The sequence below is a fragment of the Pseudomonas antarctica genome (assembly GCF_001647715.1).
Taxonomy (GTDB): Bacteria; Pseudomonadota; Gammaproteobacteria; order Pseudomonadales; family Pseudomonadaceae; genus Aquipseudomonas; species Aquipseudomonas antarctica_A.
The window spans coordinates 4,954,290-4,974,920 of the sequence record NZ_CP015600.1 but is presented as its reverse complement, the minus strand read 5'-3'; the positions used below and the strand labels follow the sequence as shown (position 1 = coordinate 4,974,920).

Genomic DNA, 20,631 nt, shown 5'->3' with positions numbered 1-20,631 from the left:
CGGTGTGTCATTCAACATTTCAGGTGACTGAACCACCGCATTCGCGAGCAAGCCCGCTCCCACACTTGACCTTCGCTGGTTTCAAATGCGTGCCTGGCATTTTTTCCTGTGAGTTTTTCGAGTTAAGGAGTGACACCATGCTGGTGATGCGCCCCGCGCAAATGGCTGATCTGGGCGAGGTACAGCGTCTGGCTGCGGACAGCCCGATTGGTGTCACCTCCTTGCCGGATGATGTGGAACGCCTGAGCGACAAGATCGCCGCCAGCGAAGCGTCCTTCGCGGCCGAGGTCAGTTTCAACGGTGAAGAGAGCTACTTCTTCGTGCTCGAAGACACCGACACCGGCAAGCTCGCCGGCTGCTCGGCCATCGTCGCGTCGGCCGGTTACTCGGAGCCGTTCTACAGCTTCCGTAACGAAACCTTCGTGCACGCCTCCCGCGAGCTGAAAATTCACAACAAGATTCACGTGCTTTCCCAGTGCCACGACCTCACCGGCAACAGCTTGCTCACCAGTTTCTACGTGGTGCCGGAGCTGGTCGGTTCAGCGTGGTCGGAACTCAATTCCCGTGGTCGCCTGTTGTTCGTCGCCAGCCACCCCGAGCGCTTTGCCGACTCGGTGGTGACCGAGATTGTCGGCTACAGCGACGAGAACGGCGACTCGCCGTTCTGGGACGCCATTGGCCGCAACTTCTTCGACCTCAACTACGCCGCCGCCGAGCGCCTGTGCGGGCTGAAAAGCCGCACGTTCCTCGCCGAGCTGATGCCGCATTATCCGATCTACGTGCCGCTGCTGCCGGACGCAGCGCAGGAAGCCATGGGCCAGGTGCACCCGCGTGCGCAGATCACCTTCGACATCCTGATGCGCGAAGGCTTCGAGACCGACCATTACATCGACATCTTCGACGGCGGCCCGACGCTGCACGCGCGGGTTTCGGGTATTCGTTCGATCGCGCAGAGCCGCGTGGTGCCGGTGAAGATCGGCGAGATGCTCAAGGGTGTCGGCCGCCAGTACCTGGTGAGCAACGCGCAGTTGCAGGATTACCGCGCGGTGATGCTGGACCTGGACTACGCGCCCGGCAAACCGGTGACCCTGGACCTGGACACCGCTGAGGCCCTGGGCGTCGGTGAAGGTGCCAGCGTGCGTCTGGTTGCGGTTTAAACACAGAGTTTCGCGGGTGGCTGGCAACAGCGGCCTGTTTGAGGAGATAGCATGATCGTTCGTCCCGTACGCAGCAGCGATTTACCGGCCCTGATTGATCTGGCGCGCAGCACCGGCACCGGCCTCACCACCTTGCCGGCCAACGAAGAGCGCCTGACCCACCGGGTTGGCTGGGCGGAAAAAACCTTTCGCGGCGAAGCCGGGCGGGGTGATGCCGACTACCTGTTCGTGCTGGAAAACGACGAAGGCCGCGTGGTGGGTATTTCTGCCATCGCCGGTGCCGTCGGCCTGCGTGAGCCTTGGTATAACTTCCGGGTGGGGCTGACCGTCAGCGCTTCCCAGGAGCTGAACATCTACCGTGAGATTCCGACGCTGTTTCTGGCCAACGACCTCACCGGCAATTCCGAGTTGTGCTCGTTGTTCCTGCATGCCGATTACCGCAACGGCCTCAACGGCCGCATGCTGGCCAAGGCGCGCATGCTGTTTATCGCTGAATTCCCGCAGCTGTTCGGCAACAAGATCATTGCCGAGATGCGCGGCGTGTCCAACGAAGCCGGGCGTTCGCCGTTCTGGGAAAGCCTGGGCCGGCACTTCTTCAAGATGGAATTCAGCCAGGCCGACTACCTGACCGGCGTGGGCAATAAGGCGTTTATCGCCGAGCTGATGCCGAAGTTTCCGCTGTACAGCTGCTTCCTTTCCGAAGACGCGCGCAATGTGATCGGCAAGGTCCACCCCGATACCGAGCCCGCGCTGAGCATGCTCAAGAGCGAAGGTTTCAGCTACCAGGGCTATGTCGATATCTTCGACGCCGGCCCGGCGGTGGAATGTGAGACCAGCAAAATCCGTGCGGTGCGCGACAGCCAGTCACTGGTGTTGGCCATCGGCACGCCGGGGGACGACGCCACGCCGTTCCTGATCCATAACCGCAAGCGCGAGGAGTGCCGCATTACCGCCGCACCAGCCCGTCTGGCGGCAGGCACCCTGGTGGTCGATCCGTTGACCGCCAAACGCCTGCAACTGGTGGTGGGTGATCAAGTGCGTGCTGTTCCGTTGTCTGCTGCCCGGGAGTCCAAGTAATGAATTCGCTGTATATCGCAGGTACTTGGCTGACCGGCCAGGGTGAACTGTTTGAATCGCGCAACCCGGTGACCCAGCAGGTGCTGTGGACCGGCAATGGCGCCACCGCCGAGCAGGTCGAGTCCGCCGTGCAGGCTGCGCGCCAGGCATTCCCGGGCTGGGCCCGGCGCTCGTTGGAAGAACGCATCAGCGTGCTGGAAACCTTCGCCGCCACGCTGAAAAGCCGTGCCGATGAAATCGCCCGTTGCATCGGTGAGGAAACCGGCAAGCCACTGTGGGAATCGGCCACCGAAGTCACCAGCATGGCCAACAAGATTGCGATCTCGGTGCAAAGCTACCGTGAACGTACCGGCGAAAAGAGCGGCCCCCTGGGCGACGCCACCGCCGTATTGCGCCACAAACCCCACGGCGTGGTGGCGGTGTTCGGCCCTTATAACTTCCCGGGCCACTTGCCGAACGGGCATATCGTCCCGGCGCTGCTGGCGGGTAACACCGTGCTGTTCAAGCCGAGCGAGCTGACCCCTAAAGTCGCCGAGCTGACCGTGCAGTGCTGGATCGAAGCCGGTTTGCCGGCAGGTGTGCTGAACCTGCTGCAAGGTGCGCGGGAAACCGGCATCGCGCTGGCGGCCAACCCGGGTATCGACGGTTTGTTCTTCACCGGTTCGAGCCGCACCGGCAACCACCTGCACCAGCAGTTCTCCGGGCGCCCGGACAAGATCCTGGCCCTGGAAATGGGCGGCAACAACCCGCTGGTGGTCGACGAAGTGGCCGACGTGGATGCGGCGGTCTACACCATCATCCAGTCGGCGTTTATTTCTGCTGGCCAGCGTTGCACCTGTGCACGCCGCTTGCTGGTGCCGGAAGGCGCCTGGGGCGATGCGTTGCTGGCGCGCCTGGTGGCGGTCAGCGCGACGATTGAAGTGGGCGCATTTGACCAGCAGCCGGCGCCGTTCATGGGCTCGGTGATTTCCCTTGGTGCGGCGAAAGCCTTGATGGACGCCCAGGAACTGATGTTGGCCAATGGTGCTGTGGCACTGCTGGAAATGACTCAGCCGCAGGATCAGGCCGCGTTGCTGACCCCAGGCATCATCGACGTGACCGGTGTGACCGAGCGCAAAGATGAAGAGCTGTTCGGCCCACTGTTGCAGGTGATCCGCTACGCTGATTTTGCCGCGGCGATTGCCGAGGCCAACAACACCCAGTACGGCCTGGCCGCTGGCTTGTTGTCGGATTCCGAAGCGCGTTACCAGCAGTTCTGGCTGGAAAGCCGTGCCGGTATCGTCAACTGGAACAAACAGCTGACCGGCGCCGCCAGCACCGCGCCGTTCGGTGGGGTAGGGGCCTCGGGCAACCACCGCGCCAGTGCCTATTACGCAGCGGATTATTGCGCGTACCCGGTGGCGTCCCTGGAAACGCCAAGCCTGGTGGTTCCAGCCACGCTGACGCCAGGTATAACGCTGAAGTGAAGCTGACACTGATCTAAATGTGGGAGCTGGCTTGCCTGCGATAGCGTCACCTCGGTTTTACTGAAAGACCGAGTAGCCTGGATCGCAGGCAAGCCAGCTCCCACAGTTGAATGGGTTTACAGCTATAGATCTGCACCAGATGCCTATAAAAACAGATGTTCGTGGAGCCTCGCCGATGAAATCCTATGAAGTCAATTTTGACGGTCTAGTGGGGCCGACCCATAACTACGGCGGTTTGTCCTACGGCAACGTCGCGTCCCAGAGCAACAGCCAGCAGTCTTCGAACCCGAAGGAAGCGGCGTTGCAGGGTCTGCAAAAAATGAAAGCCCTGATGGACATGGGCTTTGTGCAAGGGGTGCTGGCGCCGCAGGAACGACCTGACGTGGCTGCCTTGCGTAACCTTGGTTTCAGCGGTACCGACGCCCAGGTAATCCAGCAAGCAGCCAGGCACGCCATGCCGCTGCTGGTTGCCAGTTGCTCGGCGTCGAGCATGTGGGTGGCCAACGCCGCCACTGTCAGCCCGAGTGCCGATACAGCGGATGGCCGCGTGCATTTCACCGCCGCCAACCTCAACTGCAAATACCACCGCAGCATCGAACACCCGACCACCAGCCGCGTGCTGGGGGCGATGTTTGCCGACCAGAAGCACTTTGCCCACCACGCCGCGTTGCCGGCGGTGGCGCAGTTCGGCGACGAAGGCGCGGCCAACCATACGCGCTTCTGCCGTGACTATGGCGAGGCCGGTGTCGAGTTCTTCGTGTTCGGCCGCAGTGCGTTCGACACCCGTTACCCGGCCCCGCAGAAATACCCGGCGCGCCAGACACTCGAAGCCTCCCAGGCCGTCGCACGCCTGCACGGCTTGAAGGATGACGGCGTGGTCTACGCCCAGCAGAACCCGGCGGTGATCGATGCCGGCGTGTTCCATAACGATGTGATCGCCGTGGGCAACGGCGAGGTGCTGTTCTATCACGAGGATGCCTTCCTCAATACCGAACAGATGCTGGGCGAGCTGCAAGGCAAGTTGGGCAAGCTGGGCGGCAACTTCCAGTCGGTGTGCGTGCCTCGCGCTCAAGTCAGTGTCGAAGACGCGGTGCGTTCCTACCTGTTCAACAGCCAGTTGCTGACCCGCGCCGACGGTTCGATGCTGCTGATCGTGCCGGAAGAGTGCCGCGCCAACGAGCGCGTCTGGCAGTACCTGCAAGGCCTGACCGCATCCGGTGGGCTGATCCGCGAAGTGAAAGTCTTCGACCTCAAGCAAAGCATGCAGAACGGCGGTGGCCCGGCGTGCCTGCGGCTGCGTGTGGCGTTGAACGAAACTGAACTGGCGGCGGTGAACCCAGGCGTTATCATGACCGCGCCGTTGTACGAAACACTGACCCAATGGGTCGACAAGCACTACCGCGACAGCCTGCGTGAAACCGACCTGGCTGACCCGCAGTTGCTGCTTGAGTGCCGGACGGCACTGGATGAACTGACGCAAATCCTTAAACTGGGCTCGGTTTATCCTTTCCAGATCAATTAACGCCACCTCTTTTTACACCCTAGGGCTGAGAACTATTTTATGACCACCGACACCCTGAAACTGATCCTTGAAGACACCGATGGCACCCAGCTGGAAACCTCCTGCACCCGCGTCGCCGTGGTCTGGCAGGGTAAGGAAATCTGGATTCAGCACGACGGCCGTGGCCAGCTGCTGATCGGTGTGGATGTGGAAGAAGGCGACGCCGAGTACGCCAACCTGTTGATGCGCCCGTTGGCCACCAACCTGATGAGCCTGCAACTGGAAATGGAACCGGCCGACGTCGAAGGTGACGACGACGATCACGTCCACGGCCCAGGCTGCAACCACTAAGGAAGCTGCTTATGCTCGCCCTCGGCAAATTGCTTGAACTGACCCTCGCCGGTCGTGAACCGGCGCAAAAAATTCAACTGACTGTCGACGGCGTGCAGATGCGCTGGCTCAGCGAGGGCGCACTTGAAGTGCGCCCGCCGCAGGCCCTGGACAATGGCAGCGACGTGCTGCTGTCATCCGGCATCCATGGCAACGAAACGGCGCCGATCGAACTGCTCGACCGCCTGTTGCATGGCATCGCCCGTGGCGAGATCAAGCCCCGCACCCGTATTCTGTTCCTGTTCGGCAACCCCGAGGCCATGCGGCGCGGCGAGCGTTACCTGGAACTGGACGTCAACCGGCTGTTCAACGGCCGTCATGAACAAAACATCGGCCCGGAGGCCATGCGCGCCGCCGAGCTTGAGCAACTGGCCCGCAGCTTTTTCAGCCTGCCCGGCCGTTCGCGCCTGCATTACGACCTGCACACCGCCATTCGCGGCTCGAAGATCGAGCAGTTTGCGCTGTACCCGTGGAAAGACGGGCGTCAGCATTCGCGCCACGAACTGGCCCGTCTGTGCGCTGCCGGCATGCAAGCAGTGCTGCTGCAGAACAAGACGTCCATCACCTTCACGGCGTTTACCTACGAGCAGCTGGAGGCCGAAGCCTTCACGCTGGAACTGGGCAAGGCGCGGCCGTTCGGGCAGAACCAGGGTGTGGATGTGTCCCGCCTGGAAACCCGGCTCAAGCAGATCATCGAGGGCACCGAGCCCGAGACCGTGAGCCTGGATGGCTTGCAGCTGTTTGCCGTGTCCCGTGAAGTCATCAAACACAGCGATGCGTTCCTGCTGCACTTGCCGGCGGATGTGGAAAACTTCTCGCCGTTGGCGAAGGGGTATCTGCTGGCCGAAGACGTGGCCAAGACCCGTTGGGTGATCGAGGAGGAGGGTGCTCGCATCATCTTCCCGAACCCGAAGGTGAAGAATGGTTTGCGCGCGGGGATATTGATTGTGCCGACCACGGATGCCGGGTTGGCATAGAGCTTAAGGCTTAACCGGATCTACATGTGGGAGCTGGCTTGTGTGGGGGCTGGCTTGCCTGCGATAGCATCACCGCGGTGTGGCTGACACACCGAGGTGACTGCATCGTGGGCAAGCTCGACTCCCACACAAGCCCGCTCCCACATTGGTTTTGCGGTGTAGCTTAAACGGCTAAGGCGCGTGGCTCACTGCGACGGATCGCACGGACCTTGTGCAGGGTGTCGGCGCAGGTGCGCGCAGCTTCCTGGCCCTTGTGCACGAAGTGCTCGTAGAAGAACGTGTGGTGTTCGCTGCCAGCGTGGAAATGGTGCGGGGTCAGGGACACCGAGAACACCGGCACTTCGGTTTCCAGCTGCACCTGCATCAGGCCGCTGACTACCGACTGGGCCACGAATTCGTGGCGGTAGATCCCGCCGTCCACCACCAGTGCGGCGGCAACGATACCGGCGTAACGGCCGGTCTTGGCCAGCAGCTTGGCGTGCAGGGGCATTTCAAAGGCGCCGCCGACTTCGAAGAAATCGATGTCCGATTCCTGGTAGCCCTGGGCGATCATTTCGGCGAGGAAACCTTTACGCGATTGGTCGACAATATCCTTGTGCCAGCAGGCCTGGATAAACGCGACGCGCTCGCCGTGGTGGTTTTTGCTTTTGCTGTCGATTGCGGTGGGTTGCATGTTCTGACTCCTGTTTAAGAAAAAAACAGGGCGTTATGAATCGAATGGGATTTAAGGGTACGAACAGCCACGTCATGCAAGCATGAACCCGGCGCGCGGCCCTTAGGTGCCAATCCCGTTCTCTCTTCATCCGGACTATGACCGTCGGCCCCGGGATCACACCGGGTCTGCTGACCTTGCCGCCGTCCTGCGTGAGCAGTTCAAGGCGCCAAGCGCTCGCGGGCTATGCACGTTGCGTGCAATTACCGCCGGTGGGGAATTACACCCCGCCCTGAGAACGTTGCCGCCAGAACCCTGGCGGCGGAGAGTTTTTAACATGGTTTTTCAAAAACTGCACGATCGCCTTATCGATAACCTATATCGATTTGTTTGGTTGGTATTCGATTGACGCTAACGGGGGCTTGATATTCCGTGGCTTTACCCGCAGTAATCATCCATAAAAGGAACTTACATACCCGTTAGAGGCTTGTTTCATGTCTGTGATCGACCTGCGTAGCGACACCGTGACCCAACCCACCCCCGGCATGCTCGACGCGATGGCCAGTGCCGTCAGTGGCGACGATGTCTACGGCGAAGACCCCAGCGTCAACCATTTGGAGGCCGAGTTGGCCAAGCGCCTGGGCTTCGAGGCAGCGTTGTTTGTGCCCACCGGCACCATGAGCAACTTGCTGGCGTTGATGGCCCACTGTGAGCGCGGCGAGGAATACATCGTCGGGCAACAAGCCCATACCTACAAATATGAAGGCGGCGGCGCGGCCGTCCTCGGTTCGATCCAGCCGCAGCCGCTGGAGGTGCAGGCGGACGGCTCCCTTGACCTGGACCACGTGCTGGCGGCAATCAAGCCCGATGATTTTCACTTCGCCCGCACCCGTCTGCTGGCCCTGGAAAACACCATGCAGGGCAAAGTGCTGCCGCTGGAGTACCTGGCGAAGGCGCGAGCGTTCACGCATGAACATGGCCTTGCGCTGCATCTGGATGGCGCGCGTATTTATAACGCGGCGGTCAAGCTTGGGGTGCCGGCGCGGGAGATTGCCCAGCATTTCGATTCCGTGTCGGTGTGCTTGTCCAAAGGCCTTGGCGCGCCGGTGGGTTCGGTGTTGTGCGGTTCCACGGCCTTGATCGCCAGGGCGCGTCGCTTGCGCAAGATGGTCGGCGGCGGTATGCGTCAGGCCGGTTCCCTGGCGGCAGCGGGGCTGTATGCGCTGGATCATCAGGTGCGGCGCCTGGCCGACGACCACGCCAATGCCCAATGGCTGGGGGAGGCGTTGCGCAAGGCCGGTTACGCGGTGGAGCCGGTTCAGACCAACATGGTGTATGTGCAGATCGGCGACCAGGCACAGGCGTTTAAGGCGTTTGCTGCTGAGCGCGGGATCAAGTTGAGCGCCGCGCCGCGCCTGCGCATGGTCACTCATATGGATGTCAGCCGGGCGCAGATCGAGCAGGTCGTGCAGACATTTGTCGAGTTTTCCCGGAAATGACAGTGCAGACCGTCTAATTGACTGTTTCTATCACATAAACACGCTGTACCACTGGCAAAGGGCCGATATAATGCGGCCCTTTGCCGTCGCTCCGTCTGATGATGTTGCGCACTGGCCTTTGGCCGCAGACTCCGTGGAAGAACCTAATGAAAAGCGCAGAAATCCGTGAAGCCTTCCTTCGCTTCTTCGAAGAGCAAGGTCACACCCGTGTAGCCTCCAGCTCCTTGATCCCAGGCAACGACCCAACCCTGCTGTTCACTAACGCGGGGATGAACCAGTTCAAGGACTGCTTCCTGGGCCAGGAAAAGCGCGCTTATACCCGCGCGACCAGCAGCCAGAAGTGCGTACGCGCCGGCGGCAAGAACAGTGACCTGGAAAACGTCGGCTACACCGCTCGCCACCACACTTTTTTCGAGATGCTGGGTAACTTCAGCTTCGGCGACTATTTCAAGAAAGATGCGATTACGTTTGCCTGGACCTTCCTGACCGGCGTGTTGAAGCTGCCGAAGGAAAAACTGTGGGTCACCGTCTACGCGACGGACGACGAAGCGTATGACATCTGGACCAAAGAAGTCGGCGTACCGGTCGAGCGCATGATCCGCATCGGCGATAACAAGGGCGCGCCCTACGCTTCCGACAACTTCTGGACCATGGGCGATACCGGCCCGTGCGGCCCCTGCACCGAAATTTTCTACGATCACGGCGCCGACATCTGGGGCGGCCCACCCGGCTCGCCGGAAGAAGATGGCGACCGTTACATTGAAATCTGGAACAACGTGTTCATGCAGTTCAACCGCACCGCCGATGGCGTGTTGCATCCGCTGCCGGCGCCGTCGGTCGACACCGGCATGGGCCTGGAGCGGATCAGTGCGGTGATGCAGCACGTTCATTCCAACTACGAAATCGATCTGTTCACCAACCTGTTGAGCGCTTCGGCGGCGGCCATTGGCTGCGCCAACGACAACCAGTCTTCGCTCAAGGTGGTGTCGGACCATATCCGTTCCTGCAGCTTCCTGATCGCTGACGGTGTACTGCCGTCGAACGAAGGTCGCGGCTATGTGCTGCGCCGTATCATCCGTCGCGCCTGCCGCCACGGTAACAAGCTGGGCGCCACGGGTAGCTTCTTCTACAAAATCGTTGCTGCGCTGGTGGCCGAGATGGGCGATGCCTTCCCGGAACTCAAGCAGCAGCAGGCCAACATCGAGCGTGTGCTCAAGGCTGAAGAAGAGCAGTTCTCCAAGACCCTGGAACATGGCTTGAAGATTCTGGAGCAGGACCTGGCCGAGCTCAAAGGCACCGTGGTGCCGGGCGACGTGGTGTTCAAGCTGTATGACACCTATGGTTTCCCGATGGACCTGACTGCCGACATCGCCCGTGAGCGCGAGCTGACCGTCGATGAGGCCGGTTTTGAGCGTGAGATGGAGGCCCAGCGTGTACGCGCCCGTTCCGCCAGCTCCTTTGGCCTGGACTACAACACCTTGGTCAAGGTTGATGTACCTACCGAGTTCGTCGGCTACCAGGCGACCGTTGGTTCGGCCAAGATCGTTGCTCTCTATAAAGACGGTAAATCGGTCGACGTGTTGAATGAAGGCGAGGAAGCGGTGGTGGTCCTCGACCAGACGCCGTTCTACGCCGAGTCCGGTGGCCAGGTGGGTGATTGTGGTTTCCTGAGCTCGACGTCGGGCCGTTTTGAAGTGCGCGATACCACCAAGACCGGTGGTGCATTCCTGCATCACGGTGTGCTGGTACTGGGCAACCTGACGGTCGGTGCGCCGGTCGATACTCAGGTCGATGCCGACGTACGGCATGCAACCGCTTTGAACCATTCGGCCACTCACTTGCTGCACGCCGCATTGCGTCAGGTGCTGGGTGAGCATGTGCAGCAGAAGGGTTCGTTGGTCGATAGCCAGCGCCTGCGTTTTGACTTCAGCCACTTTGAAGCGATCAAGCCTGAGCAGATCAAGGCGCTGGAAGACATCGTCAACGCTGAAATTCGCAAAAACACGCCGGTGGAAACCGAAGAAACCGATATCGAGACCGCCAAGAAAAAAGGCGCCATGGCGCTGTTTGGTGAGAAGTACGGCGACGAAGTACGCGTACTGAGCATGGGCGGCAGCTTCTCCGTAGAGCTGTGTGGCGGTATCCACGCCAACCGCACCGGCGACATCGGTCTGCTGAAAATCATCAGCGAAGGCGGTGTGGCGTCCGGTGTACGTCGTATTGAAGCGGTGACCGGCGCTGCGGCCCTGGCCTACCTCAATGCGGCTGAAGAACAACTCAAGGAAGCGGCCGGCCTGGTCAAGGGCAGCCGCGACAACCTGATCGACAAGCTGTCGGCCGTTCTGGAGCGCAACCGTGCGCTGGAGAAACAGCTGGAGCAGTTGCAGGCCAAGGCGGCCAGTGCGGCGGGCGACGATTTGTCGGCTTCTGCCCTGGACGTCAAGGGTGTGAAAGTTTTGGCGGTGCGCCTGGACGGTCAGGATGGCAAGGCGCTGTTGGCCTTGGTCGATCAGTTGAAGAACAAGCTCGGCCGCGCAGTGATCCTGCTCGGCGGTGTCCATGAGGAAAAGGTCGTTCTGGTTGCCGGTGTAACCAAGGACCTGACTGGCCAACTCAAGGCCGGTGATTTGATGAAGCAAGCCGCCGCGGCAGTGGGCGGGAAGGGCGGTGGTCGTCCGGACATGGCGCAAGGCGGTGGTGTAGACGCCGGTGCCCTGGACGCGGCCCTGGCCCTGACCGTGCCGTTTGTCGAGGCTGGCATTTAAGGCACTGTTAACGAGCCCATGGTCTAGTCATGGGCTTGCTTAGGTGCTGGACGATTTGTTTATTGGGCGCCCCTTTACGGGCTGAGGCGGCTTAGAAATGGCTTTGATCGTACAGAAATTTGGAGGCACCTCGGTCGGCTCTGTCGAAAGAATCGAGCAGGTCGCCGACAAGGTTAAGAAATTCCGCGATGCCGGCGACGACCTGGTGGTGGTGCTGTCGGCCATGAGCGGCGAGACCAATCGCCTGATCGAACTGGCCAAGGCAATCAGTGGTGATCAACAGCCACTGCCGCGTGAGTTGGATGTGATCGTGTCCACCGGTGAGCAGGTGACCATCGCGTTGCTGGCCATGGCGCTGAACAAGCGTGGTGTGCCGGCGGTGTCCTACACTGGCAGCCAGGTACGCATCCTCACCGACAGCGCGCATACCAAGGCGCGCATCCTGCAGATTGACGATCAGAAAATCCGTACAGATCTGAAAGCCGGGCGCGTGGTAGTTGTAGCTGGCTTCCAGGGTGTGGATGAGCAGGGCAACATCACCACCCTCGGTCGTGGCGGTTCGGACACTACCGGCGTGGCGCTGGCAGCAGCCCTCAAGGCTGATGAGTGCCAGATCTATACCGATGTGGACGGCGTGTACACCACCGACCCGCGTGTGGTGTCCGTGGCCCAGCGTCTGGACAAGATCACCTTTGAAGAGATGCTGGAAATGGCCAGCCTCGGTTCCAAGGTGTTGCAGATCCGCGCGGTGGAATTCGCCGGCAAGTACAACGTTCCGCTGCGCGTATTGCACAGCTTCAAAGAGGGTCCGGGCACCCTCATTACTATTGATGAAGAGGAATCCATGGAACAGCCGATCATTTCCGGCATCGCTTTCAATCGCGATGAAGCCAAGCTGACGATCCGTGGCGTGCCAGACACCCCGGGCGTGGCCTTCAAGATTCTCGGGCCTATCAGCGACGCGAATGTTGAAGTCGACATGATCGTGCAGAACGTTTCGCACGATAACACCACCGATTTCACCTTCACCGTGCACCGCAACGAGTACGATGCGGCTCACAAGATCCTGGAGCACACTGCGAGCCAGATTGGCGCCCGTGAAGTGATCGGGGATATCAAGATTGCCAAGGTGTCGATCGTGGGTGTGGGCATGCGTTCCCATGCCGGTGTTGCCAGCCGTATGTTCGGTGCCCTGGCCAAGGAAAGCATCAACATCCAGATGATCTCCACGTCGGAAATCAAAGTCTCGGTGGTGATCGAAGAGAAGTACCTGGAGCTGGCTGTGCGCGCGCTGCATACCGCTTTTGAGCTGGACGCTCCGGCCCGACCGGGCGAGTGATGCGATGCCAGGAAGGCGCGGTTTACCGCGCCTTTCATTTTTTGTGGGGCGCATGGTCTTTTGCGTGCGCTCGACGATACTTAGGCCGTTAGGGCTATGGCCATCAGGCTGTAGGTCGAACGCCTTTTTTTTGCAGACTGTTGTTCCTGAACTGAAATGCGTGAGGAGAAAGGTATGCTGATTCTGACTCGTCGGTGCGCAGAAAGCCTGATTATCGGTGATGGCGAAATCACCGTGACCGTGCTCGGCGTCAAAGGCAATCAAGTACGTATCGGGGTTAACGCTCCGAAAGAGGTAGCTGTCCACCGCGAGGAAATCTACCTGCGGATCAAGAAAGAGAAGGACGAAGAACCAAGCCTTTAATTTTTATCGTTTTTTATGTTTGCAAACGGGGATGAACGTGGTTAATATACGCCCCGTGTTGCGGAGAGCTGGCCGAGTGGCCGAAGGCGCTCCCCTGCTAAGGGAGTACACCTCAAAAGGGTGTCGGGGGTTCGAATCCCCCGTTCTCCGCCATTATTTGCTTAGTACGTTGCAATCTGGTTTTTTCGGTAAGTTGTTGAAATTACTCGAAAAAATAGCTTTACATAGAGATTGAACGGCCTATAATGCGCGGCAACAAATGCACTCGTAGCTCAGCTGGATAGAGTACTCGGCTACGAACCGAGCGGTCACAGGTTCGAATCCTGTCGAGTGCACCATTTAAGAGTCAGTTGCAGTAATGCAGGTGATTCGGCTTCAACCAGTTGTGATCTGGTCTAAAAACACAATCTGCACTCGTAGCTCAGCTGGATAGAGTACTCGGCTACGAACCGAGCGGTCACAGGTTCGAATCCTGTCGAGTGCACCATACAAACAAAAAGCCCGCCTAGTGCGGGCTTTTTGCCGTCTGGGGTTTGTGTAGGATTGATCCTGGGCTTCATCTTTTCTTGCGTCCCATGTGTTTTCCCTTCGCGCTGTGTCGTCGCAGTTCATAAGTGCGGCCGATGTTCAGTTTTGGCTCGCAAGCGCTTGTTCTTTCCAGTTTTTTAGCGTTAAGGCGCACGCAGCGTGTATCATTGCGCCCGTCAGCCCCGCCGGGGCTTGTGGAATACCTCCATGGACTTACCCAGTAGTTACTCAGTACCCCGCTTTACCAATCATGAATTGACTGATTGATCCTTCCGGCGTGCCCCGCTGCTGGGAGTGGAGTTCGCCTATGACCGAAGTAGAAGTAAAGAAAACACAAGACAGCCTGCAGGATCGCCTGGCTCAAGTCATCGAGCTGCTGCAGCGTCAGCGCGTGGTCGAAGACCTCACGCACCGCCAGGAAGGTCCGCACCACGACCGCGTTGAAAACCTGGTTCACCGGCAAAACCTCGTCGAGCTGCAACGCAAGCTCGATGACCTGCACTCTGCCGACGTCGCCTATATCCTTGAAGCGTTGCCACTGGGTGATCGACTGACCCTCTGGCAGTTGGTCAAGGCTGACCGTGACGGCGACATCCTCCTCGAAGTATCCGACTCGGTCCGTGAAACCCTGATCGCCGACATGGACGATCATGAGCTCCTGGCCGCCGCCCGGGAGATGGACGCCGACGAACTGGCTGACCTGGCCCCTGAGCTGCCTCGTGATGTCGTCCATGAGCTGATGGAGGCCCTCGACAGTCAGCAGCGTGAGCGCGTGCGCTCTGCGCTGTCCTATGACGAGGACCAGGTCGGTGCGCTGATGGACTTCGAGATGGTCACCATCCGCGAAGACGTCAGTCTGGAAGTGGTACTGCGTTATCTGCGCCGCCTCAAAGAGCTGCCCGGCCATACTGACAAATTATTTGTGGTCGACTACGAAGGCATTCTCAAGGGGGTGCTGCCGATCAAGCGCCTGCTGGTGAATGATCCCGAGAAGAAAGTTGCGGATTTGATGGCCAGCGATACGGTGAGTTTTCACCCGGATGAAGACGCCTACGAGGCCGCGCAGGCGTTTGAGCGCTATGACTTGATCTCGGCCCCTGTGGTCGACAAAAACGGTAAGCTGATAGGCCGTTTGACCATCGATGAAATGGTCGACCTGATTCGTGAAGAGAGTGAAACCGAAGTCCTCAACATGGCGGGTTTGCGTGAAGAGGAAGATATTTTTGCATCGGTCTGGCGTTCCCTGCATAACCGTTGGGCCTGGCTGGCGATCAACCTGATCACGGCCTTCATCGCCTCGCGCGTGATCGGGCTGTTTGAAGGCTCTATCGAGAAGCTGGTGGCCCTGGCGGCGCTGATGCCGATTGTGGCCGGTATTGGCGGCAACTCCGGTAATCAGACCATCACCATGATCGTGCGCGCGATGGCACTGGACCAGGTGAGTACGGCCAATTCCTCGCGCTTGCTGCGCAAAGAGTTGGTAGTGGGGCTGATTAACGGCTTGGTGTGGGGCGGCGTGATCGGCGTGGTGGCCTACTTGCTGTATGGCAGTTGGTCGCTGGGCGTCGTGATGACGGCCGCCATGACCCTCAACCTGCTGCTGGCTGCGCTGATGGGGGTGCTGATCCCCATGACGCTGGCCCGCCTCGGGCGCGACCCGGCCATGGGTGCGAGTGTGATGATTACGGCCATGACCGACAGTGGTGGGTTTTTCATCTTCCTGGGGTTGGCGACCATCTTCCTGCTCTGATCCATTCCAGCGGGAGCAGATCTGCTCCCGCTTTGCTTGCTCTTCCTGACGTTCCTTTCCCAAATCGCAGGCAAAAAAAAGCCAGCACATGGCTGGCTTCGGCTTTCAACTGCAGATTAATTGGCTTCTGCGGCCGCCTCAACGTCGTGCGCGATAAGCGAGACGAGAGCATTTTGCTGGCGGTGGGAGAGCTGACGAAAACGCTGCAGCAGTTCGCGTTCGTGCAGTGACAGCTCTGGGCTGTCCAGGCGCATGCTCAACTCTTCGCCCAACGCACCTTCCTGAATAAGGCTCTGTTCCAGGCGCGCGATGATTTCGGAGTTCATGCTGCGGTGATGATTGCGAGCCACCTCGGCAATGCGTTCCCGCATTCCGTCTGGCAGACGTACGACGAACTTGTCAGCCGTACGGCTGGAATAAATTGCCTGTTTCAATGGGCGCATATATTTAACCGGTTAGTTCAGGGGAGCGGTTTTTGGAATTGGCCGCAAGATGAGTGTTATGACAAGGCTCACGACCAAAGTTCAACCCGAATTGCAAAGAGATCGCATCATGCCTCAGATTTGACAGTTCCTTGGCGTCAATTCTGTGACAAATATTGAACTGCCTAAAGGCGTAATGCCAGCACTCATTTGCATTTTTGCGGACTGGTTGGAAAACTTTTCGACGAGCGATTCTTCAACGGAACTTCCCGTAAGTCCAAGTCTGCTCAGGGGTTGAGGCCGCACATCCTATCGCAAAGTGGCATTTTGCCCTTACCTTTAAGACTAGTGGCAATTTGCTAATTTACTAGGACGGGGCGACATAAGGTCGGGAGAGGTGGGGCGCAGGCGGGGTCAGCGTAAAACCGGGTCGAATTTGATTCTGCGGCCCACGATGAGCGTCAGCAGGAGCAGGCTAGCAAACACGCCAGCGGCAACATAAGCGGTCGTTTGTCCATCTTGCGAACGGGTACCCAGGCCCAGGATGCCGGCGGCAATGGTCAGGCATAAAAATAGCCAGGCGGATTTGGTCACGAGCGGTTTCCTCAGAATACCCAATGTTCAGATGCGGGCGCGGCCTGGGTGCCTTGGGTCAGGCGTACCGGCGATTGCGCGTCGGGCGTCATCACCGCCAGTTGCGGGCGCTGTTGCAGATGGTGCGGCACTGCCTGGCTGATCTGGGCTGGATCGTTGCTGCCAGTCGACTGAAAATGGAACATCACCAGTGCAGCCAGGGCTATGGTGTTGAGGGCTAACAGAAGGGCACTGTTCATGGTCATGTTCTCCGCTTAACGCCGTGGCTGAATGGGTCTTGTAGGAGAAGTATTGCAGGTCTCGTGCCAATGTATTATTTCAATAAAATCAATGGCTTGAGTCTACTTCAAAGGGTCGACAGGTTGCAATTTGCAATGATGGCATTTTGGGGGAGTGCATTTTGCACGATGGTGCCCGGGTGCCCGCGATTACAGGGCGAAGCAGGCATTCTGCGAACAAGGATCGGCCTACACTCAAAAAGCCTACGGACGACATGACAAAACCCACCTCGGCCGTTAACATGCACGCCGTCCGTCGCTGCGCCGTAGGCCGGATGGCTGTCATTTGTCCCAGTAGCTCAATTGGATAGAGCATCCCCCTCCTAAGGGGAAGGTTGGCCGTTCGAACCGGCCCTGGGACACCAGATTCGTGGCCCGTATAAAAAGCCTCGCACATAAAGCCCCGCACAGATTGCTCTGGCGGGGCTTTTTTGTGCGTGCTTGACGAACACCGGTCGAACCTTGCCGGTGATCAGCGTTCACAGCAGGTGCGTGGGTATTTATCGCAACCTTTGTACCTTGCAACCGGCCAGGCAGCGTCTGAGCTATTAAGTAAAATATTCCCGGAAAACAGCCTACATCGCCTGTCCGGGCCTGGTCACACCGGACTATCATGCCGATAGCCCTGTCCCTCACTGCAAGGAGCCGCTCGGAACGCCGATGCGCCAAATCTGGAAATCTTTTCGAGCCCTTTATTTCGCCTCCTTGATGATGTTGATCGGGTCCGGCCTGCTCAGTACTTACCTTGCCTTGCGCCTGGCGGCCGACCATGTCGACAGCCTGTGGGTGGGTGCGCTCATGGCCGCCAACTACTTTGGCCTGGTGCTGGGTGGCAAGATCGGGCATCGCCTGATCGCCCGGGTCGGGCACATCCGTGCATATGCCACCTGCGCCGGGATTGTCGGCGCGGCGGTGTTGGGACATGGCCTGATCAACTGGCTGCCAGCCTGGATCGTGCTGCGGATGATCGTGGGTCTGGGCATGATGTGCCAGTACATGGTCATCGAAAGCTGGCTCAATGAGCAGGCGGATGCCAAGCAGCGGGGCGTGGTGTTCAGCGGCTATATGATCGCGTCCTACCTCGGGTTGGTGTTGGGTCAGTTGATCCTGGTGATGCACCCCGAGCTCGGTCTCGAATTGCTGATGCTGGTCGCTCTGTGCTTTGCGTTGTGCCTGGTGCCGGTGGCCATGACTCGGCGGATTCACCCGGCGCCTCTGCATCCTGCCCCGATGGAGCCGCGCTTCTTTATCAAGCGGGTGCCGCAGTCGCTCAGTACGGTGTTGGGCGCGGGTTTGATCGTGGGTTCGTTCTACGGTTTGGCGCCGCTCTATGCCTCTCAGCAGGGGCTGACCACCGAGCAGGTCGGTCTGTTTATGGGTAGCTGTATTTTCGCCGGGCTGCTGGTGCAATGGCCGTTGGGCTGGTTGTCGGACCGCTATGACCGGGCTTTGTTGATTCGCTGCTTTGCTTTGTGCCTGGCGGTGGCGGCGTTGCCGTTGGCCGTGATGACCCACGTGCCTTTGGAAGTGCTGTTCGTGGCAGGGTTCTTGTGTTCGCTGGTGCAATTCTGCCTATACCCGCTGGCGGTAGCATTTTCCAACGACCATGTGGAGGGTGATCGCCGAGTGTCGCTGACGGCCATGTTGCTGGTGACTTACGGGGTCGGTGCGAGTATCGGGCCGCTCTTGGCCGGTGTGGTCATGAAGCTGTTTGGCAGTCACATGCTGTATGCGTTTTTCAGCCTGTGTGCGTTGATTCTGGTGTGGCGTATCCGGCCAAAAGCGGTGACCAACCTGCATCAAGTGGACGATGCGCCACTGCATCACGTGGCGATGCCCGACAGCATGTCCAGCTCGCCGCTGGTCGCGTGCCTGGACCCACGCGTGGACGAGGCGGTGGTGCAAGAGCAGATGCAGAACGCCGTCCCGGACCCGGAGCCTGAAACTGATCCGCAACCGCCAGTGGATGAGCCGGCTTTCGAAGGGCCACCGGAGCCTCTGGGCCCGGACGACCACCCCCACGATTTGAGCAGGGCGCGCCCCTGATAGCAAAAACGGGCAGATCCCATCAGGATCTGCCCGTTTTTTTACCGCGGTCGTTAAGGCTTAAAGATCGTCATCCTTGTCGAACCGCCGCGCTTCGCGCTGCAGCTGGTACACAAAACGTTCCACCTGGCGCTGCACCAGGCCGCTCATGTTGTGGAAACGCACACCGGCGAAGGTGGTGTTGATCTTGTCTTCGAAGTGCAGGTAACGCAGCTCGACGGAAGTGGTCATGCTGCCGAAGGGCAGGGCGGCGATAAAACGGTCGTAGACCTGGCCCAGTTGCAGGCGCTCGGAAATATCACCTTCAAAGCGCAACTTGCAGCCAGTGGCGGATATATCCAGCAGCTTGCCGCTGATGGGGGCCTTGAGCTTTTCGCCGCCCAGCTCGATGCTGACCAATTGCGCCAGCTTCAACGCGGCGCGGAAGGCATTGCGGCGCTGATGGTAGACCACCTCGGCAGGCATGCTGCCGGTGTAGATGCGATGACCGTCTTTTTCGCTGATGGTCAGCGTGCCGTTGCTTTCCCAAGCGACCCGCACACCGTCATGGAAGCCTTCGATACGAAAGGGTTCACCATTCTCGAGATAGCGTTCACCGTCGCGGGGAATCATTTCGTCCAGGGCCAGCGTCTTGCTGTCCCGGTCAACGTCCACCAGGTAGCTTTGGAAGCGCTGGCTGCGTTCGTGGAAGGTGATGATCAGCGGATCATGACTTTCTTGCAGCATCCGCAACGTGCTGGCGATTTCCAGAGGCGTGGTGAGCACCTTGGGTGGCTGCGGAGCATCTTCCGCGTTAAGGGCGTTGAACACGGTTCTTCCATCTCCAGACAAAGTACGACTACACGCAAGAACCGGCATTTTGCCAGTATGTTGCGCGCCTTGGATAGGGCGCGCTGTAAACCGGCGTCAGGCTTGGCTGCGGGTGCTTGGCTTGACCAGCCGCGAGGTGGAACCTTGGGCGTTGTACAGCGCCGGAGGCTCTCCGCCGTGAAGTATACGCAGCTGGTTGGCGGTCGTAGCTTGCTGAAGCTGGATCGACTGGCCATTGAGCAGGTTGGCTTCCTGGCACTGGGCGAGTAATTGATTGAGTGCGGTGCTCTGCGCCAGCAACTGATCGCCGACCGAAGAATGGCTGGCGAGCTGTGAGAGGCCGTCGTGATCAGCCGGCAGGCCGAGGCTGATCAGAATTTCGCTGCGCTTCTTGCCATGCTGCTCCAGCAGCACAATCAGCGACTGCTTGCGCGCCAGAATTTCTTCCAGCAAGCGCATATCCCGACCATACAGGGCCAGGGATTCTTCTTTGAGCAGCTCGAGCAAATGTTGCGTCGGCGCCAGATCATCAATGATCAGTTGAAGCAAATGTTCGTCGTGGTGCATGGCTGGCCTTGGGTTTTAAGCGTCCAAAAGCCCTGCGCAGGCCTTTGCCTAGCGCTCGGCTTCGAAGTTAAGCAGCTTGCTGGCTACACGGTTGCTGTCGACTTTATAGCTGCCATCGGCGACGGCCTGCTTCAATTCGGCCACGCGGGCTTTATTGACAACGGGTTGATCGCGCAGCGAGTCAGTGACCTTCTGCAACTGTTGAGCCTCATTGCTCAGGTGTACCGATTCCCCACTCTGGCTGGCGCCGGCCTGTTCTGCCTTGACGGGCGCAGGCTGGGCTTTGGCTTCTACGCTGTCCTTGGCACCGCTGGTGCGCGTATTGCCGGGCAAAGCCGGGGTGTTATTTAAACGACTGAAATCAATGACCATGATAAAAAAACCTCTGGGTATTTGGACGCTTGCCATGTTTTCGGCCATACCCGGACAAACTTTAGGTTCGTTTGACAA

19 protein-coding genes, 4 tRNA genes and 1 riboswitch are annotated in these 20,631 nt (G+C 59.3%); of the genes, 16 read left to right on the top strand and 7 right to left on the bottom strand.

All coding sequences use genetic code 11. From position 1 onward, the window contains the following. The first annotated feature begins 137 nt into the window (after positions 1-137). From aruF to astE, 6 genes are all read left to right on the top strand, one after another. Complete coding sequence (gene aruF, locus A7J50_RS22565) at positions 138-1,157, top strand: arginine/ornithine succinyltransferase subunit alpha (protein ID WP_064453794.1); 1,020 nt, start codon at positions 138-140, stop codon at positions 1,155-1,157. Positions 1,158-1,208: 51 nt separating this feature from the next. Continuing rightward, on the top strand, positions 1,209-2,234 hold the full coding sequence (gene astA, locus A7J50_RS22560) for an arginine N-succinyltransferase (protein WP_053257616.1): 1,026 nt from the start codon (positions 1,209-1,211) through the stop codon (positions 2,232-2,234). Next, on the top strand, positions 2,234-3,700 hold the full coding sequence (astD, locus tag A7J50_RS22555) for a succinylglutamate-semialdehyde dehydrogenase (RefSeq protein WP_064453793.1): 1,467 nt from the start codon (positions 2,234-2,236) through the stop codon (positions 3,698-3,700). Before astA ends, astD begins: the two co-directional genes overlap by 1 nt. A gap of 175 nt (positions 3,701-3,875) precedes the next feature. Continuing rightward, positions 3,876-5,222: an N-succinylarginine dihydrolase gene (gene astB / locus A7J50_RS22550; RefSeq protein WP_064453792.1), complete on the top strand. Its 1,347-nt coding sequence runs from the start codon at positions 3,876-3,878 to the stop codon at positions 5,220-5,222. Positions 5,223-5,261: 39 nt separating this feature from the next. Then, positions 5,262-5,552 (top strand): hypothetical protein, encoded by a 291-nt coding sequence (locus A7J50_RS22545; RefSeq protein WP_003214319.1) that lies wholly within the window; start codon positions 5,262-5,264, stop codon positions 5,550-5,552. Between the two features lie 11 nt (positions 5,553-5,563). Continuing rightward, on the top strand, positions 5,564-6,568 hold the full coding sequence (gene astE, locus A7J50_RS22540; protein WP_064453791.1) for a succinylglutamate desuccinylase: 1,005 nt from the start codon (positions 5,564-5,566) through the stop codon (positions 6,566-6,568). Between the two features lie 163 nt (positions 6,569-6,731). Here the strand turns inward: astE and A7J50_RS22535 are convergent, their stop codons facing one another. Beyond that, on the bottom strand, positions 6,732-7,241 hold the full coding sequence (locus A7J50_RS22535) for a 6,7-dimethyl-8-ribityllumazine synthase (RefSeq protein WP_064453790.1): 510 nt from the start codon (positions 7,239-7,241) through the stop codon (positions 6,732-6,734). 113 nt (positions 7,242-7,354) lie between these two features. Continuing rightward, positions 7,355-7,524: riboswitch (FMN riboswitch) on the bottom strand. Positions 7,525-7,714: 190 nt separating this feature from the next. On the opposite strand from A7J50_RS22535, the gene ltaE reads away from it, so the two are divergent. From ltaE to mgtE, 8 genes are all read left to right on the top strand, one after another. Further along, positions 7,715-8,719: a low-specificity L-threonine aldolase gene (gene ltaE / locus A7J50_RS22530; protein WP_064453789.1), complete on the top strand. Its 1,005-nt coding sequence runs from the start codon at positions 7,715-7,717 to the stop codon at positions 8,717-8,719. Between the two features lie 146 nt (positions 8,720-8,865). Further along, on the top strand, positions 8,866-11,484 hold the full coding sequence (alaS, locus tag A7J50_RS22525; RefSeq protein ID WP_064453788.1) for an alanine--tRNA ligase: 2,619 nt from the start codon (positions 8,866-8,868) through the stop codon (positions 11,482-11,484). Between the two features lie 97 nt (positions 11,485-11,581). After that, the gene (locus tag A7J50_RS22520) at positions 11,582-12,823 is read left to right on the top strand and encodes an aspartate kinase (protein WP_064453787.1); all 1,242 of its coding nucleotides are present in this window, start codon (positions 11,582-11,584) and stop codon (positions 12,821-12,823) included. 174 nt (positions 12,824-12,997) lie between these two features. Beyond that, positions 12,998-13,186, top strand: a complete 189-nt coding sequence (gene csrA, locus A7J50_RS22515; RefSeq protein WP_003175645.1) for a carbon storage regulator CsrA — start codon at positions 12,998-13,000, stop codon at positions 13,184-13,186. 62 nt (positions 13,187-13,248) lie between these two features. Then, positions 13,249-13,339, top strand: a tRNA-Ser gene (locus tag A7J50_RS22510). Between the two features lie 108 nt (positions 13,340-13,447). Continuing rightward, a tRNA-Arg gene (locus A7J50_RS22505) sits at positions 13,448-13,524 on the top strand. Between the two features lie 72 nt (positions 13,525-13,596). Continuing rightward, a tRNA-Arg gene (locus A7J50_RS22500) sits at positions 13,597-13,673 on the top strand. 348 nt (positions 13,674-14,021) lie between these two features. Beyond that, a complete protein-coding gene (mgtE, locus tag A7J50_RS22495; RefSeq protein WP_064453786.1) occupies positions 14,022-15,464 on the top strand; it encodes a magnesium transporter in 1,443 nt (480 codons plus the stop codon). 116 nt (positions 15,465-15,580) lie between these two features. Here mgtE and A7J50_RS22490 read toward each other — a convergent pair whose 3' ends face one another. The 3 genes from A7J50_RS22490 to A7J50_RS22480 all read right to left on the bottom strand — a co-directional run bounded on the left by A7J50_RS22490 (position 15,581) and on the right by A7J50_RS22480 (position 16,719). Then, complete coding sequence (locus A7J50_RS22490) at positions 15,581-15,907, bottom strand: Arc family DNA-binding protein (RefSeq protein ID WP_003193592.1); 327 nt, start codon at positions 15,905-15,907, stop codon at positions 15,581-15,583. A 393-nt stretch (positions 15,908-16,300) separates the two neighbouring features. Further along, positions 16,301-16,480 (bottom strand): PA3371 family protein, encoded by a 180-nt coding sequence (locus A7J50_RS22485; RefSeq protein WP_064453785.1) that lies wholly within the window; start codon positions 16,478-16,480, stop codon positions 16,301-16,303. An 11-nt stretch (positions 16,481-16,491) separates the two neighbouring features. Further along, entirely contained in the window at positions 16,492-16,719 is a 228-nt protein-coding gene (locus A7J50_RS22480) for a hypothetical protein (protein WP_064453784.1), read from the bottom strand. A 327-nt stretch (positions 16,720-17,046) separates the two neighbouring features. On the opposite strand from A7J50_RS22480, the gene A7J50_RS22475 reads away from it, so the two are divergent. Next, positions 17,047-17,123, top strand: a tRNA-Arg gene (locus A7J50_RS22475). Between the two features lie 295 nt (positions 17,124-17,418). Continuing rightward, positions 17,419-18,804: an MFS transporter gene (locus A7J50_RS22470; RefSeq protein ID WP_064453783.1), complete on the top strand. Its 1,386-nt coding sequence runs from the start codon at positions 17,419-17,421 to the stop codon at positions 18,802-18,804. Between the two features lie 60 nt (positions 18,805-18,864). Here A7J50_RS22470 and A7J50_RS22465 read toward each other — a convergent pair whose 3' ends face one another. From A7J50_RS22465 to flgM, 3 genes are all read right to left on the bottom strand, one after another. Beyond that, the gene (locus A7J50_RS22465) at positions 18,865-19,614 is read right to left on the bottom strand and encodes a flagellar brake protein (RefSeq protein WP_064453782.1); all 750 of its coding nucleotides are present in this window, start codon (positions 19,612-19,614) and stop codon (positions 18,865-18,867) included. Between the two features lie 96 nt (positions 19,615-19,710). Beyond that, complete coding sequence (locus A7J50_RS22460) at positions 19,711-20,181, bottom strand: flagella synthesis protein FlgN (RefSeq protein ID WP_064453781.1); 471 nt, start codon at positions 20,179-20,181, stop codon at positions 19,711-19,713. A 48-nt stretch (positions 20,182-20,229) separates the two neighbouring features. Further along, the gene (gene flgM / locus A7J50_RS22455) at positions 20,230-20,553 is read right to left on the bottom strand and encodes a flagellar biosynthesis anti-sigma factor FlgM (RefSeq protein ID WP_064453780.1); all 324 of its coding nucleotides are present in this window, start codon (positions 20,551-20,553) and stop codon (positions 20,230-20,232) included. Between the last annotated feature and the right edge of the window lie 78 nt (positions 20,554-20,631).